Annotated in this window: 13 protein-coding genes; 4 read left to right on the top strand and 9 right to left on the bottom strand. The window is 61.4% G+C overall.

Annotated elements, in window-relative coordinates:
* Position 1 precedes the first annotated feature (1 nt).
* Positions 2-1,189 carry a type II secretion system F family protein gene (locus ACA058_RS11545; RefSeq protein ID WP_497639188.1) on the top strand — a complete coding sequence of 396 codons (1,188 nt, stop codon included), beginning with the start codon at positions 2-4 and terminating at the stop codon, positions 1,187-1,189.
* 171 nt (positions 1,190-1,360) lie between these two features.
* Positions 1,361-1,963: a hypothetical protein gene (locus tag ACA058_RS11540; RefSeq protein WP_497639187.1), complete on the top strand. Its 603-nt coding sequence runs from the start codon at positions 1,361-1,363 to the stop codon at positions 1,961-1,963.
* 115 nt (positions 1,964-2,078) lie between these two features.
* Here ACA058_RS11540 and ACA058_RS11535 read toward each other — a convergent pair whose 3' ends face one another.
* From ACA058_RS11535 to ACA058_RS11515, 5 genes are all read right to left on the bottom strand, one after another.
* Positions 2,079-2,975, bottom strand: a complete 897-nt coding sequence (locus ACA058_RS11535) for a LysR family transcriptional regulator (RefSeq protein WP_497639186.1) — start codon at positions 2,973-2,975, stop codon at positions 2,079-2,081.
* A gap of 256 nt (positions 2,976-3,231) precedes the next feature.
* A complete protein-coding gene (ycaC, locus tag ACA058_RS11530) occupies positions 3,232-3,858 on the bottom strand; it encodes an isochorismate family cysteine hydrolase YcaC (protein WP_497639185.1) in 627 nt (208 codons plus the stop codon).
* Positions 3,859-3,928: 70 nt separating this feature from the next.
* Positions 3,929-5,767 (bottom strand): amidohydrolase, encoded by a 1,839-nt coding sequence (locus tag ACA058_RS11525; protein WP_497639184.1) that lies wholly within the window; start codon positions 5,765-5,767, stop codon positions 3,929-3,931.
* Complete coding sequence (locus ACA058_RS11520; RefSeq protein WP_497639183.1) at positions 5,764-6,366, bottom strand: antibiotic biosynthesis monooxygenase; 603 nt, start codon at positions 6,364-6,366, stop codon at positions 5,764-5,766. Before ACA058_RS11520 ends, ACA058_RS11525 begins: the two co-directional genes overlap by 4 nt.
* Before the next feature lie 684 nt (positions 6,367-7,050).
* The gene (locus ACA058_RS11515; protein ID WP_497639182.1) at positions 7,051-7,971 is read right to left on the bottom strand and encodes a LysR family transcriptional regulator; all 921 of its coding nucleotides are present in this window, start codon (positions 7,969-7,971) and stop codon (positions 7,051-7,053) included.
* A 157-nt stretch (positions 7,972-8,128) separates the two neighbouring features.
* Here ACA058_RS11515 and ACA058_RS11510 point away from each other — a divergent pair, with 157 nt between their 5' ends.
* Positions 8,129-8,557: a helix-turn-helix domain-containing protein gene (locus ACA058_RS11510; protein WP_497639181.1), complete on the top strand. Its 429-nt coding sequence runs from the start codon at positions 8,129-8,131 to the stop codon at positions 8,555-8,557.
* Positions 8,558-8,609: 52 nt separating this feature from the next.
* Here ACA058_RS11510 and ACA058_RS11505 read toward each other — a convergent pair whose 3' ends face one another.
* Positions 8,610-9,434 carry an alpha/beta fold hydrolase gene (locus ACA058_RS11505; protein ID WP_497639180.1) on the bottom strand — a complete coding sequence of 275 codons (825 nt, stop codon included), beginning with the start codon at positions 9,432-9,434 and terminating at the stop codon, positions 8,610-8,612.
* A 32-nt stretch (positions 9,435-9,466) separates the two neighbouring features.
* Positions 9,467-10,042: a flavodoxin family protein gene (locus ACA058_RS11500; RefSeq protein ID WP_497639179.1), complete on the bottom strand. Its 576-nt coding sequence runs from the start codon at positions 10,040-10,042 to the stop codon at positions 9,467-9,469.
* A gap of 311 nt (positions 10,043-10,353) precedes the next feature.
* Here ACA058_RS11500 and ACA058_RS11495 point away from each other — a divergent pair, with 311 nt between their 5' ends.
* Positions 10,354-13,158: an ATP-binding protein gene (locus ACA058_RS11495; protein ID WP_497639178.1), complete on the top strand. Its 2,805-nt coding sequence runs from the start codon at positions 10,354-10,356 to the stop codon at positions 13,156-13,158.
* 221 nt (positions 13,159-13,379) lie between these two features.
* Here ACA058_RS11495 and ACA058_RS11490 read toward each other — a convergent pair whose 3' ends face one another.
* Both ACA058_RS11490 and ACA058_RS11485 read right to left on the bottom strand, forming a co-directional pair.
* The gene (locus tag ACA058_RS11490) at positions 13,380-14,831 is read right to left on the bottom strand and encodes an ATP-binding protein (protein WP_497639177.1); all 1,452 of its coding nucleotides are present in this window, start codon (positions 14,829-14,831) and stop codon (positions 13,380-13,382) included.
* 160 nt (positions 14,832-14,991) lie between these two features.
* Positions 14,992-15,942, bottom strand: a complete 951-nt coding sequence (locus tag ACA058_RS11485; protein WP_497639176.1) for a GlxA family transcriptional regulator — start codon at positions 15,940-15,942, stop codon at positions 14,992-14,994.
* Positions 15,943-16,041 lie beyond the last annotated feature (99 nt).

Raw genomic sequence — 16,041 nt, 5'->3', positions numbered from 1 at the left:
CATGCGTTTTCACCTCAAAGCGGTAGGCAAGGCCGGTGTGGTTTCAATGACTGTCGAGGCGACGGGTGACAGCGAAGCCCGGCGCATCGCCGAAGACCAGGGGTTGCGGGTGGTCAGCCTGCACGCCGAACGACACTGGCGGGCACTGCGCCTCAAGCAGCGTGAGACCTTCAACCTGGTGTTGTTCAGCCAGGAACTGACCACACTGCTCAATGCCGGCCTGCCGTTGATCGATGCGCTGGAAAGCCTGGCGGAAAAAGAGAATGCGCCGCAAGCCCGCAAGACCTTGAGTGAACTGGTGCGCCTGCTTTACGAAGGCAAATCGTTTTCCCAGGCATTGGCCCAGCTGTCGGCAGTGTTCCCGCCGCTGTACGTGGCATTGGTCCAGTCCAGCGAGAAAACCGGTGCCGTGGGCGAAGCCCTGGGTCGATACGTCAGCTATCGCCAGCGCATGGACGAGGTTCGCCAGAAGATCATCAGCGCGTCGATCTACCCCATGCTATTGCTGGTGGTGGGCGGTGGCGTGGTGCTGTTCTTGATGGGTTATGTAGTGCCGCGCTTCAGCCTGGTGTTCGAAGGGCTGGGGTCGAACCTGCCGTGGCTGTCGCAGATCCTGATGAGCAGCGGGATGTTCCTGCACGCCCACCAGGGCGAATTCTTTGGCGCCCTGGCGACGATCATCATTGCCCTCGCCTTCCTCCAGCGCCAACCGGCCTTTCGTCGGGGCCTGGACCGCCTGATCGAAAAACTCCCGGCGGTGCACCAGCGCATCTTCATGTACGAGTTGGCACGCTTTTACCGCTCCCTGGGCATTCTGCTGCAAGGCGGCATTCCCCTCGTCACCGCCATGGGCATGGTCCGCAACCTGCTCACCCCGGCCTCCCGATTGCGCCTGGACCAGGCCTGCGAACGGGTGCGCGAGGGGCAGTCGTTGTCGACGGCGCTGGAACTCAATCACCTGGTGACCCCGGTGTCCCTGCGGCTGCTGCGCGCCGGCGAGCAGTCCGGCAACCTCGGGCAGATGATGGAGCGCAGCGCCGACTTCTACGACGAAGAAATCAGCCGCTGGATCGAATGGTTCGTGCGCCTGTTCGAACCCTTGCTCATGACCTTCATCGGCCTGCTGATCGGGGTGATCGTGATCCTGATGTACATCCCGATTTTCGAGCTGGCTTCAAGCATTCACTGACCCCTCTGGGACGGGACCTGGCTGTGGGTTGCAGGGTTTATCGACATTCCAACTGAATAAAACCGCAGGTTGAGGTGTTTACCGACGTCTCAACTGAATTTCCAACTCGATACAGCAGCACGCAGCGTTGTTTATCAGCGCTGCAACTGAAATAAGAAGACGGAGATCGATATGCACATGAACAAGCTTTTGTTGGCTGTTGCTATTGGCGCAGTTCTGTCAGCGTCTACCGTACTGATTCCGGACAGCCTGTCGGGGGTTTCGAGCGTTCAGGCTAAAGAAGGCGGTAGTGGAGGCGGTGGCGGTGGCGGCCATGGTGGAGGTAGTGGCGGTGGCGGTCATGGCGGCGGCAGCGGAGGCGGCGGAGGTGGCGGTCATGGCAGCAGCGGAGGTGGCGGAGGTGGCGGTCATGGCGGCAGCGGAGGTGGCGGCGGAGGTGGTCACGGCGGCAATGGTGGTGGCGGCAGTGGTCATGGTGGAAGTGGCAACAGCGGCCACAGTGGCAGCGACCATGCTTCGGGGCATTCCGGCAGCACAGCCTCGTCCTCCGGACGCAGTGGCACCCATGCCGAACCGGGTGACGATCATGGCGTTCATCAGGCCGGGCATGACGACAATGGGGTTCACCGCTCCGGCGAGGTAGGTGACGACCACGGCGTTCACCGCTCCGGCGAAGTGGGTGACGATCGCGGCCTGCATGCCGCTGGCGAACCGGGCGACGATCGTGGCGTCCACGTCGGTGGCGAACCGGGTGACGACAAACGCGTCAACTGACATGTACATGCCCTTGTAAATGTAGGAGCGAGCCTGCTCGCGAAAAACGTCCAGACACCGCGGGCATTCAGACAGCCCGCGTCATCGTTGACGTCCATCGCGAGCATGCTCGCTCCTACAAGGGGTTGTGCGAACCGTCCAGCCGCTCGCGCAAAAACTCGATCAACGCCTGCACTGGTCGCGATGACTGACGATGCTGCGGATACACCGCCGATAACGTCAGCGGCTGCGGTCGAAACTCATCCAGCACCGCCTCCAGCCGCCCATCCTTCAACGCCGAACCGACAATAAACGTCGGCAAGCAGGTAATCCCCATTCCGGCAATCGCCGCGTCCTTGAGCAACTCGCCATTGTTGACCCGCATCCGCCCGGTGACGTTGACCACCAGCGGCCTGCCCTGCCCTTCAAAGCGCCATTGCACCTGACGCCCGTGGCCGTAAGGCAGGCAGTCATGGTTGTGCAAATCTTCGGGTTTGACCGGCGTGCCACGCTCGGCCAGGTAAGCCGGGCTGGCGCAATACACGCGTTCGATAGTCGTGATGCGACGGGCGATCAACGTCGAGTCTTCCAGCGTGCCGATACGCAGTGCCAGGTCATAGCCTTCGCCGAGCAAATCCACCGGGCGATCACTCAAGTCCACCTCCACCGTGACGTCCCGGTAGCGCTGCAAAAACTGCGGCAGCAGGCTCCCCAGATGTGCCAGCGCAAACGACAGCGGCGCGCTCACGCGCAGGGTGCCCCGCGGCTCGGTGGTCTGCCCGGCGATGCCCTGCTCCACCTGCTGGACTTCACTCAGCAAACGCAGGGCCGATTCGTAATAACTCTGCCCCAGCGGCGTGACATCCAGCCGCCGGGTCGAGCGATTGAGCAGTCGCACGCCCAGTCGCTCTTCCAGTTGCATCAACCGTCGGCTGACAAACTGCTTGGACAGCCCCAGTTGATCGGCGGCGGCCGTGAAGCTGCCGGAGTCCATCACCTGGCAAAAAATACGCATATCTTCGAACGGGTTCATTGTCATGCCTTGGTTGACAGTCAAACCCTTTATAACTTGATTCTTATCCAGGATGCTCCTTTGTGGCGAGGGGATTTATCGAAACGTCGCACCGCCCCGTTCGGCTGCGAAGCAGTCGCAGAGCTCCCGTTGCCTGAACGCGGGGGCCGCTTCGCGACCCAACGGGGATAAATCCCCTCGCCACAAATGAGATGCCCGCCTGAAGGTTTGCTGACGTGAACAGACACGGCGGGCATTCTTATCTCATTGCAACAACTTACTTCGAAGTAAAGGTCGTGTAGCTGTTGATCAGGTTACGGTAGTTCGGAATGCGTTCCGACAGCAGGTTGGCCAGGCCTTCCATGTCGTTGCGCCAGTCGCCTTGCAGCTCGCAAGCCACGGAGAACCAGTTCAACAGCTGTGCACCGGCGGCCGACATACGGGCCCAGGCTGCTTGTTGGACGGTGGTGTTGAAGGTGCCGGAAGCGTCAGTCACCACGAACACTTCAAAACCTTCGGCCAGGGCCGACAGGGTCGGGAACGCCACGCACACGTCAGTGACCACACCGGCGATGATCAACTGCTTGCGACCGGTGGCTTTCACGGCCTTGACGAAATCTTCGTTGTCCCAGGCATTGATCTGGCCTGGACGGGCAATGAACGGTGCATCCGGGAACTGCGCCTTGAGTTCTGGCACGATCGGACCGTTTGGCCCCTTGTCGAAACTGGTGGTGAGGATGGTCGGCAGATTGAAGAACTTTGCGATGTCGCCAAGGGCCAGCACGTTGTTCTTGAATTCATTGGGCGAGAAATCCTGCACCAGCGAGATCAGGCCGGTCTGGTGATCGACCAGCAGCACAACAGCGTCGTCTTTGTTCAAGCGAGAGTACGGAACGTTGCTCATGTAAAAACTCCTTGGTGGATGGTTGTCACTTGCTGCGCCTGACCAGGAGGCCGGCGCTTATTGGTATTCGTCAAAAGGCAAAGCACGAGCAGCCGAAGGCCCCCCAGAAACCGGTAAAATCACTGACCGGCGCATTCGACAGACGCGCCCGCTCATGGCTGTGGGAGTGCACCGCGCATGGCCCGCTGCACTGGTGAACCTGCGCCTGCAACGGCGAATTCGGCCGCCAATGCCCCGGTACTTTCACCACCGGCGACCAGTCCGGCAGCACCGGCACGCTGAGGGGCCCGAGTTTTTCGAAATCACCGGCGGCATACACCACCTTGCCACCGACCACGGTCAGCACCGACTCGATCCATTTGATCGCTTCTTCCTCGACGCTGAAAAAGTCCGCGCTCAATGCCGCCACGTCCGCCAGTTGCCCGACCTTGATCTGGCCTTTCTTGCCCTGCTCGGAGGAGAACCAGGCGCTGCCATGGGTGAACAGTTCCAGGGCGGTCTGCCGCGACAGGCCCTCGGCGTGCAACTCCAGGCCACCGACGGTGCGACCGCTGACCATCCAGTACAGCGAGGTCCAGGGGTTGTAGCTCGATACCCGCGTCGCATCGGTGCCCGCGCCGACCGGTACACCTTCTGCCAACATGCGCTTGATCGGTGGCGTCGCTTCGGCCGCCTTGGCGCCGTAGCGCTCGACGAAATATTCGCCCTGGAACGCCATGCGATCCTGAATGGCGATGCCGCCACCCAACGCCCTCACCCGCTCGATGTTCTGCGGGGTGATGGTTTCAGCGTGGTCGAAAAACCACGGCAAGCCATTGAACGGAATGTCGCGATTGACCTTCTCGAACACGTCGAGCATGCGGCTGATGGATTCGTTGTAGGTGGCATGCAAACGGAACGGCCAGCGCTGCTCGACCAGATGGCGCACCACCGGTTCCAGTTCGTCTTCCATGGTTTGTGGCAGGTCCGGACGCGGTTCGAGGAAGTCCTCGAAATCCGCGGCGGAGAACACCAGCATTTCCCCGGCGCCGTTGTGCCGCAGGTAATCGTCGCCCTGATGCAGGGTCACGCTGCTGGTCCAGTTCTTGAAATCGGTCAGCTCTTCCTTGGGCTTCTGGGTGAACAGGTTGTAGGCGATGCGCACGGTCAGTTGCTGGTCCCTGGCCAACTGCTCGATCACCTGATAGTCGTCCGGGTAATTCTGGAAACCACCACCGGCGTCGATGGCGCTGGTCAGGCCGAGGCGATTGAGTTCGCGCATGAACTGGCGCGTCGAGTTGACCTGATACTCCAGCGGCAACTTAGGCCCCTTGGCCAGCGTCGAGTACAGAATCATCGCGTTGGGCCGCGCCACCAGCATGCCGCTGGGCTCGCCATTGGCGTCGCGCACAATCTCGCCACCCGGCGGGTTCGGCGTGTTGCGGGTGTAACCGGCAACACGCAGCGCCGCGCGGTTGAGCAAGGCACGGTCATACAAATGCAGGACGAACACCGGGGTATCGGGCGCGGCCTGGTTCAGCTCTTCGAGCGTCGGCATGCGCTTTTCGGCGAACTGGAATTCATTCCAGCCACCCACCACCCGCACCCATTGCGGCGTGGGTGTGCGGTCGGCCTGATCCTTGAGCATGCGCAGCGCATCGGCCAGCGATGGCACGCCTTCCCAGCGCAGTTCGAGGTTGTAGTTCAGGCCGCCACGGATCAGGTGCAAGTGCGAGTCGTTGAGCCCGGGAATCACGCAACGGCCCTTGAGGTCGATCACTTGCGTGCCGGAACCGCGCAACGCCATGGCCTCGGCATCGCTGCCGACCGCGACGAAGCGGCCATCAGTGATGGCTACCGCATTGGCGCGTGGGTTCTCACGGTCGACGGTATGGAATTGGCCATTAAACAGAATCAGATCGGCGCTCATCGCGTTTCCTTGGGCTGAGTGGAAGAGGACAGCCAGGACGCGAACAAGCGCGTCGCCATCGGCATGAACAGGTACACCACCGACAGCACGATCGTCAGGGTAATAAGGAATGTCGCAACCACGTAATTGGAGAGCACGGCGTTGAGTTGCAACAACGGCCCCCAGAGCAGCGGCACCAGCAAGGTGTGCGGCAGAATCACCAACAGCGTGACCACGGCCTGTTTCCAGCGCGGCGCTGGCGAACCCGACTCGGCCTGTGGAGCGAACCAGAATTCGTTGACCGGATTGACCTCGGTCTGGTCGCCGTCGGCCAGCATTGGCGTGGCTTCATTGACCAGCGTTTGCCGTTGCGGCGAATCGAGCCAGCGCTGCATCGCCTCGGTGGAGCAAAAACGCAAGACGCAGGTGTACATATCGAGGCCAGCGTTCTTGCCGCGCATCACGTCCACGCCCAAGTGCCCCTCCTGCTGTCCGGCGACACTGACAATGTTGCGCAGCCAGGCTTCGTAGGGCACTTCAAAACCGGCCTTGACCCGGTGTTTGATGACCAGGGTCACGACTTCCTCGAAAGGCGAGTCGAGCACATTGGAATCGGGCATGACGCAGGGCTCCGGCGAGACAATATTGAAGGCGAACACAAAATTACTGACATTGATCGCCGGTATTGAGATGAATAGTGCCGGGGCGGGGCAGGGAAAAATTGGATGTACGTGCTCTTTTTGCAAGGGGCCGCGTATCCAAGGAACAGCATGGATCCCTGTGGGAGCGAACTTGCTCGCGATGTTGGAGTGTCAGCCGAAATCATTGTTGAATGACACACCGCATTCGCGAATGTTGGTCGGCTGGCAGGCCGCCATCGCTGGCAGGCCAGCTCCCACAGAAAAGCAAAAGCAAAGCGACGTACACCTACCCGCTCTTCACCACTCATCAGGCCGAGCGTTAGCTCGCCTCAAGCTTTTGATCTTGATCCACCCGCCCCTTCGGGAGGCTGAGTGGAGGTGTTCATCCGGGGAGTGGCGCGCAGCGCCGTTCGACGAAGTCGAACACGCTGCATGTAGGTGCAGCGAAGCCAACCGGAGGGCAGTGTCCCCGGATGAATACCGGAGCGAAGGAACCCCGAGCCTCAGCGAGGGGCCGGACGCTGGGGCAAGACCTTTTGGTTACTTTTGGGGCGTTTGCCAAAAGTGACCCGCTGTAAGAGCGGAACCATAGGTGGCCGTTACCGCAGCAACGGATATGTACTCAAACAACCAAGAACCTGGTCGGCCCCCAGGCCGCCACGATCAAGCCAGAACCGACACCGGCTCCGACATAAACTGACTGATCCGCGACCGCAACCAGCGCTCCGCCGGATCATTGTCATGCACCCCGCTCCACGCCATCGACAACTGCGCCGCCGCAATCTCGAACGGCGGATCCTCAGCACGCAAGCCACACCCCTCCACCAACGCGCAAGCTGCATAATCCGGCACCGTGGCAATCATCTCGGTCCCGGCGAGCAACGCGCGCAAACCACTGAACTGCGGCACCCCCAACACTACCCGGCGGGTGCGGCCAACCTTCGCCAGATCCAGGTCGATATTGCCGCTCAGGTCCCCGGAAAACGAGACCATCGCATGGGGCCGCGCACAATACTCATCCAGGGTCAGCGTCCCCGGTCGCTTGTCACCACGCAGCACTTTGCAGGGAATATCGCGCAGTTTCTTGCGCTTGGCATTGGCCGGCAGGTCGGTGGTGTAGCTGACGCCCACGGAGATTTCCCCCGACGCCAGCAATGCCGGCATCAGCAGGTAATTGGCCCGGCGTACAACCACGACAATGCCCGGTGCTTCCTCCTGCAGCTTGCTCAGCAGTGGCGGAAACAAACCGAACTCGGCATCGTCCGACAGGCCAATGCGAAACACATCGCAACTGGTCGCCGGATCAAATTCCTTGGCGCGACTGACCGCGCCGGAAATGGTGTCCATCGCCGGTTGCAACTCCTTGAGAATCGCCAGCGCCCGCCCCGTCGGCTCCATGCTTCTACCATTGCGCAACAGCAAGGGGTCGTCGAACAGATCGCGTAAACGCCCGAGGGCCGCACTCACGGCCGGTTGGCCCATGAACAGTTTTTCCGCAACGCGGGTCAGATTCTTTTCGAACATCAACGCTTCGAAAATCACCAACAGGTTCATGTCGACGCGGCGCAGATCGTTACGGTTCATAGGCACGGTTCCCTTGTGTGTTGAGCCAGGCGCGAGGTGGCGATTGTGTCTGACTTTACGCAAGACTGCCCGCCATGGACGAGGAATTAACAACGTTTAACTCGCAAGCCAGTGCCCTGGGGTTCAAGAATGAATTCTACCGACACGGACATTCGCCATGGCTCACTTGCAGCAAAGCGCCGCCCGCGCGACAGTCACAGAAACACAGGGAAAAAGCGCCAGCGGTCTCAGTCCGCAGCGTGAACGGTTGGTGAAACGACTGATCCTTGATCGCCTAGGCGAAACCCTGCAAGTGACCGAACTGGCCCAGGCCTGTTCGTTGTCGCGCAGTCATTTCTCCCGTGCGTTCAAGTGCAGCACCGGCTGTTCGCCCCAGGAATGGATTCGCCAACAACGCATCGCCCGGGCCAAGCTGCTGATCCAGCACACTGACCTGAGCCTGACGCGGATCAGCCTCGAGTGCGGCTTTTGCGACCAGGCGCACTTCTGCCACATGTTTACCCGCAGTGAAGGCATCAATCCGTTTGCCTGGCGTTGCCGGACAGTACGCGCCCTCCCCACCTCACCCGTACAAACAACCCTGTAGGAGCCCGGCTTGCCGGCGATGGCGATTCCACGGGCGCCATCGCCGGCGTACATCAACCCTTGAGAAACGCCAGCAGATCGGCGTTGAGCTGGTCCTTGTGGGTGTCAGTCAAGCCATGGGGCGCGCCAGGGTAGACCTTCAGCTGCGAACCTTTCACCAGCGCTGCCGCAGCGATACCCGCGGCCTCGATCGGCACCACCTGGTCGGCGTCGCCGTGCACCACCAGCGTCGGCACGTCGAATTTCTTCAGGTCTTCGGTGAAGTCGGTTTCAGAGAAGGCCTTGATACAGTCGTAGGCGTTCTTGTGGCCGGCGGTCATGCCCTGCATCCAGAACCAGTCGATCATGCCCTGGGACGCTGTGGCGCCGGGTTTGTTGAAGCCGAAGAACGGGCCGCTGGCGAGGTCCTTGTACAGCTGCGAGCGATCCACCAGCGAAGCCTGGCGAATGCCGTCGAACACTTCGATCGGCAGGCCGCCGGGATTGGCTTCGGTCTTGAGCATCAGCGGCGGCACCGAGGAAATCAGCCCGGCCTTGGCCACACGCTCGGTGCCATGACGCCCGATGTAACGCGCCACTTCGCCGCCACCGGTGGAGAAGCCGAACAGCACGACGTTCTGCAAGTCCAGGTGTTCGATCAGTTGCGCGAGGTCATCGGCGTAGGTGTCCATGTCGTTGCCGAACCACGGCTGGCTGGAACGGCCATGCCCACGGCGGTCGTGGGCAATGACGCGGTAACCCTGGGTGGCCAGGAACAACATCTGCGACTCCCAACTGTCGGCATTCAACGGCCAGCCATGACTGAAAACAATCGGCTGACCGGTACCCCAGTCCTTGAAGTAAATCTCGGTGCCGTCGCGGGTGGTGAACGTACTCATGGGGCGTGCTCCTTACGTGGGGTTGAGGTGAGTCAATCGGATGCGCGGCCCATTCGCTCGGCCAGCCGCGCCACGCGCTCGCCCAGGTGCGCCGCGGTGCAGCGGTCCTCGACGGGTGGTGCCAGATCAGGGGACTGTTCGACATTCGACTGGGCCATGGCGCCCAATGAACTGCCCAGCCGGTTCATTTGCCCGTCGAACGCGCCTATGGCGGAGCGTGCGGGCAGCAGGTCGAGGCCAACCCAGATCATCGAATGCTGGGCGGCGAACACCGCCATCTGCAGCAAGGTGTTGCGTTTGTCGCCGCACAGGCAGCCGGAATTGGTAAAGCCGGCAGCCAGTTTGTCGCGCCACGGTTGCGCCAGGTAGAACGTCGCCGTGGCCTCCATAAAGGCCTTGAAGGCCGCCGAAGCGCTGCCCATGTAGGTCGGGGCGCCGAAAATGATCGCGTCGGCTTGGTGCAAACACGCCCAGTGCTCGTCCACGTCTTCGACCGCAATGAGCCGGCAGGTGCTGTCTACGTGCCGTTGCACACCCTGGGCCACGGCTTCGGCCATGACCCGGGTGTGTCCGTAACCGCTGTGATAAACCACCACCACGTTGCTCATTTCCGGCGTCCTTTGTGGGAGTGAGCTCGCTCCCACATGACCGGTGGAAGTTGAAGAAGCAGAGTTTTGGGCGTAGACCGGACGCACGACGAGTTAAACGTTGTTAATTTTTCCTGGCATGTCAAAAATCCCGACGGCCCAGGTTTACCGCGTTCCCGGCCAATGTTCACGGGACCGCCAGCCATTACCTGAGACGCGACATTCAATGCGCTTGACCAACAGTCACCCGCACAGCGCATTGCACGGCGGCAAAAACCTGAGGAATATGCTCGAAAAGCGTGTTCCAGACGCATGCAAACAGGAGTAACCCGTTGACCCTTGCCCCCGAACAGGCTGTGCATTTCGGCCCCTACAGGATCTACCCCGGACAACGTCTGGTGATGGAATCCGAGCGGCCCCTGCGCCTGGGCCGACGAGCCATGGACATCCTGTTGATCCTGCTGGAACACGCCGGGAAGGTGGTCAGCAAGCAACACCTGATGGCTGAAGTCTGGCCCAACAGCGTGGTGGAAGAGATCAACCTGCGGGTGCATATGGCAGCCCTGCGCAAAGCCCTGGGCGACGGTCAGGCCGGCCAGCGCTACATCGTCACCGTGGCCCAGCGCGGCTACAGCTTCGTCGCGCCGCGCTCGCTGGAGCGCATCGAACAGGGCCCGAAAAATGACGTCGTTGAATCGAGCAGCCATAACCTGCCCTTGCGCCGCGCCCGCCTGATCGGTCGCCAGGTGCTGGTCGACAGCCTGGTGGCGCAACTGCCACGCCAGCGTTTCATCACCCTCGTCGGCCCCGGCGGCATCGGCAAGACCAGCGTCGCCCTGCGCGTTGCCGAGCAACTGATCGGCCGCTACCGCGATGGTATCCGCCTGCTGGACCTGACGTCGATCAACGAGCCGTCGATGATCACCAGTCATCTGGCGACATTGCTGGACCTGTCCCTGCACGAAGACGAACCGATGAACAGCCTCGCCACGTTCCTGCGCGAACGGCATATGTTGCTGGTCATCGACAACTGCGAACACCTGATCGACAGCGTCGCAGTGCTCTGTGAAAGCCTGCTGCGTAGCGCCCCTCGGTTGCATATCCTGACCACCAGCCGCGAGAGCCTGCGAGCCGAGGGCGAATTCGTCCAGCGCCTGGAATCACTGGACTGCCCCCCGCCCATTGCCGTACTGGACCGCGCCCAAGCCCTGGGTTTTTCCGCACTGCAGCTGTTCGTCGAACGGGCCATGGCCAACCACGACAGCTTTGAACTGACCGACGGCCAATTGCCGCTGGTCATCGATATCTGCCGACGCCTGGACGGCATTCCGTTGGCCCTGGAACTGGCAGCCGCGCAAGTCGCGAACCTTGGGCTGCACGGTTTGCTGACGCAGTTGCAGGAAAGTTTTCGCCGGCTCACTCACAGCAGCCAGACGACCTTGGGCCGGCATCAGACCCTGCGCACGACGCTGGACTGGAGCTTCAAACTGCTCACTGTCTGCGAACAAACCTGCCTGCGTCGACTGGGCATCTTCCGCGGTGGCTTTACCCTGGAATCGGCAGCGGCGGTGATCGTTGGCGAACACATCGAACCGCGCGAGGTGTTCGGCTCGATCACGCAACTGGTGGCCAAGTCGCTGCTGAACGTGGACGTCGGTGACGAAGAGGTGTTCTACCGCCTGCTCGACACCACCCGCGGTTATGCCCTGGAAAAACTCGAACAGAGCGCTGAACTGCCCGCCACCCGCGACCGCCACGCCCAGAGATGCCTGGCCCTGATGCAGCAGGCGCAGGACGACTGGGAACATATCCCCACCGGGCAGTGGATCGAGCGTTATGCCCGCAGCCTGGAAGACATCCGTGCGGCGCTCGACTGGGGGCTGTCTGCGCCAGGGCCGCATGCGCTGGCAATCCGCCTGACCGCGACGTCCACGCCGCTGTGGCAGGAACTGTCGCTGCTCAACGAGTACGGCGCTTATGTGCGCAAGGCCCTGACGCTACTCGATGCAGCGCCCGAGCCCTGCCTTCGACAGAAAATGCTGTTGAAACTGGCCCTGGGCAGCACCTGTTACCACGCCCAGGGCGGCACTGCCGAAACCGTCGAAGCCTTCGTCAGCGCCCGGACCCTGGCCAATCAATGCAACGACGTGGCCGGACAGTTGCGCGCCATTTCCGGGCACCTGGCGGTCAACCTCAGTTGCGGCCACTATCAATTGGCCCTGGAACAGAGCGAGCAATTCGACCGACTGGGGCTGCACAGTGACGCGGCGCTGTCCTTGAGCACCCATCGCCTGCGCGTGCTGACCCTGCACTTTGCCGGCGATCAGCAACGGGCGCGGATGAACGCCGAAGAGGTGATCCAGCGCATGGCCCACAGCGGCCATCTCAACCGCTTCACCCATGGCTTTGGCGTGCAATACGACCAGAGCGTAGCGGCCCTGACCATCCTTGCCCGCATCCTCTGGATACAGGGCCAACCCGAACAAGCCTGGCGTACGGCCCGGCAGGCGCTGGACGTTGCGCTGCAGATCAACCACGGCACATCCATCTGCTACACCCTGGCCCTGTCGGGCTGCCTGATCGCCCATTACAACGGCGACAGCCAAACCGCTCGCGAACGCTTGCGCCTGTTGCTGGAACAAGCGCAGAAACACTCGGTGCTGCTGTTCTACACCTGGGCTCGACACTATGCACAGGTCATCGACTGTGCCGACGCCCATGCGTTACCTCGTCCGGGTGTGGGTTTGATCAAGGAAATCATGGTCACCCTCGACGGCGACTTCGTCGATGACGATTTGCTGCAACGCGCCGAGACCGGCGCGGCGGGCTGGAGCACCGCGGAGATTCTGCGGGCCAGGGCCAATGCGCTGCTGGCTGCTGATTGCCCGGTGAAAAACTGTGCCGCCGAGACCCTGTTGCTCAAGGCGCTCAACGTGGCAAAAACCCAGGGTGCCCTGGCCTGGGAGCTGCGCAGCGCCACCTCGTTGGCGCGGCTTTGGCAACGTCAGGGCCGCCATCGGCAAGCCCAGGAGCTGCTGACGCCGATCTACCAGCAGTTTACCGAAGGCCATGCCACACCGGACCTGGTCGCCGTGCAGCGCTTACTCGGCGAGCTGCAAGGTCACTTGCCGATCTAATGGCCGGCGCGTGTGACTGACGTAGCCGGCGTAGCGCATTTCGAAGTGCGCAAAGCCCCGCTTTGTTCGTAATGCTGTTCACTTAGGCACGGGCCACACATTTGTGGCGAGGGGATTTATCCCCGTTGGGTCGCGAAGCGGCCCCCTGCGTCCATTCAGACTGACTGAGTTGTTCGGGTTTACGACTGCTTAGCAGCCGGACGGGGCGGTGCGACGTTTCGCTAAATCCCCTCGCCACAGGTCTCTTGCGTTCCCGAAGATGTCTTATGTGAACAGCATTCCCCGCTCTGTTCGAGTTTTTCCAGGGCATAGCAACGGGTGGTATTGAGGAAGCGATAGCGGGTTACGCCGCGCACTTGCTCCAAGGACAGCAGCGATTTCAGTGCCAGGCTTTCCATTACGCTGATCAGACTGGAGGGCCGCAACGTCGCGCAACTGATCACGCCCATCGCCGCGTCGAAAGTAAACGCCGACTTGAACACCGCCAGACGCTGCAAAACAGTTTGCTCCAAAGGTGTCAGCCGCTCATAGCTCCAGTCCAGGGCCGCTTTCATGGTCTGGTGCCGCGGCACTGCCGTGCGTCGCCCCTGGGTCAGCATCTGAAAACAGTTATCCAGTTGCGCTTGCAACCCCACCAGCGCCAGCGCATCGATCTGCGCCGCCGCCAGCTCAATGGCCAGAGGCAAACCATCGAGTCGCCGACAGATTTCGCGCACGGCCTTGAGGTCCTGCTCGCGCAGGGCAAATCCTTGTTGGCGGGCTCGAGCACGGCTGACGAACAACTGCACCGCCGAATAGCCCATGACCTCATCGAGACTGCACAATGCCGACGTGGGTGGCACCAGCAGCGGCGGCAAAGGCAGAACTGTTTCGCCAGTGGCCAGCAGCGGTTCACGGCTGGTGACGAGAATCGACAGGCGGGGTGCCGAAATCAGCAGCGCCTCGACCAGTGTCCGGCAGCCTTCAAGCAGGTGTTCACAGTTGTCGAGGACCAGCAATGCATGCCATTGCCCCAGCGCGTCCAGGGTCATGCCGACGTCCAGCTGCAACGTGCGCGTCAAATGATCGACCACATGCGCCGGGTCATCGATCATCGCCAGATCCACCCGCCACACCCCATCGCGATAGTGCTGCAACAGCAATTCGGCGACACACAGCGCAACGGTGGTCTTGCCGATGCCACAGGGCCCGACCAAGGTCATGAAACGGCGCACCGGCAACTGCCGCACCAGACTGCCAACCACTGCATCGCGACCAGTGACGGGGGTGAGTCGTGCCGGCAGGTTGTGTGGGGGGTTCTGAAAAGAGTCGACGGCGAAAGGCGTGACCTCCCTTGCCTGCTGCACCGGCGCGACAAAACTGTAGCCACGCTCGGGGATATTGACGATGTAGCAGTGCCCGTTCTGTCCGTCACGAAAGGCCCGACGCAAGGCAGCAATGTGCACCCGCAGGTTGATTTCCTCGACCACCGTTCTCGGCCAGACCTGAGCAATCAGCTCGTCTTTACTGACCACAGAGCCTGCATGCTCGACCAGCACCTGCAAGATGTCCAGAGCGCGCCCGCCCAGGCGCAACGGCTGATCACCTTCCAGGACCAGTCGTTGATTGAGGTGGAACGCATAGGGGCCGAAGTACAGCACCGTGTCGCTGTTTACATTTCCAAGACTGTTCATCCACTTTCACCCGCTGGAAACCTGCTTGGCACGTGAGGCCATCCAGGCTCCGTACCTTCCTTGCAATGAGTTCACCGGTATCTTGGCAGGCCCCGGTGACGGAACAACAGCCATGAGGGGAGCGTCACGGCCATTAGGGTGCGCACAACGGACAAGGGCGCTAGCTGAACTGCTCGCGGTACTGGGTCGGGGTCAGGCCGAGCTTTTCACTGAACAGGAAGCGCATGTGGCGCACGCTGCCGAAGCCACTTTTGAACGCAACGGTCTTGAGCGGCAATTCAGTGGTCTCCAGCAGATTCCTGGCGCAGTCGATGCGTGCGCTTTGCAGGAACTCCATGGGTGTCATGTTCACCTCTCGGGCAAAGACCCTGGCGAAATGGCGCGGGCTCATGGTGGCCAGGCCGGCCATGCGTTCGATGCTGAAGGTTTCGTCCAGGTGTTCTAGCACATGGTTCTGCACCCGGGTGATCGCCGTTTCATTAGGGGCTACCGCTGCCATCAACGGACTGAACTGCGCCTGGCCACCCTGGCGCTTCATGACCACCAACAACACCTTGGCCACGTCCTGGGCGACTTTCTTGCCATGGTCTTCGGCGACCACTGCCAGCGCCAGGTCAATGCCGGCGGTGACGCCGCCGGAGGTGATTAGGTTGCGGTCCTGGACGTAAATCTGGTCGGTCTCGACCGTCGCCTTGGGGAATGCCTTGATCAATCGCTCGGTGTAATGCCAGTGGGTGGTCACGCGATAGCCGTCGAGCAAATCGGCGTGCCCCAGCACAAACGCCCCGGTGCAGATCGAGCCATAGGTCTTCGATCGACTGACGTTGCGCTTGAGCCACTCGAGCAAGGGTGGATGTTTTTCGTTGTAGGCACCGGGGCCACCGGGTACCAGCAACAAATCAAAGCCGTCACAGGCCTGATCGACAGGCAGGTCAGCCTGCACCCTCACGCCATTGGACGCCCGCAGTGCCCCGGGCTCGGTGCCAATGGTCGTCAGAACATAATGGTCGTCAGGCTTGAGATATCTATTGGCAATGGAAAACACCTCCATGGGCCCTGCCATGTCGAGTAGGAGAAAGTCGGGGAACAGCAGCATTGCCACGGTTTTCATGGGTTCAAAATCACTGGAATCAAAAAAGGATGCGGACTGCTCACCGGCATTGCCATGCATTATGGCGGAGTGGGAGCTCAGCGTCGTCTGCACTTTACT

This window comes from Pseudomonas sp. LBUM1649 (genome assembly GCF_059716155.1).
This window is presented reverse-complemented; position numbering and strand designations above follow the sequence as displayed.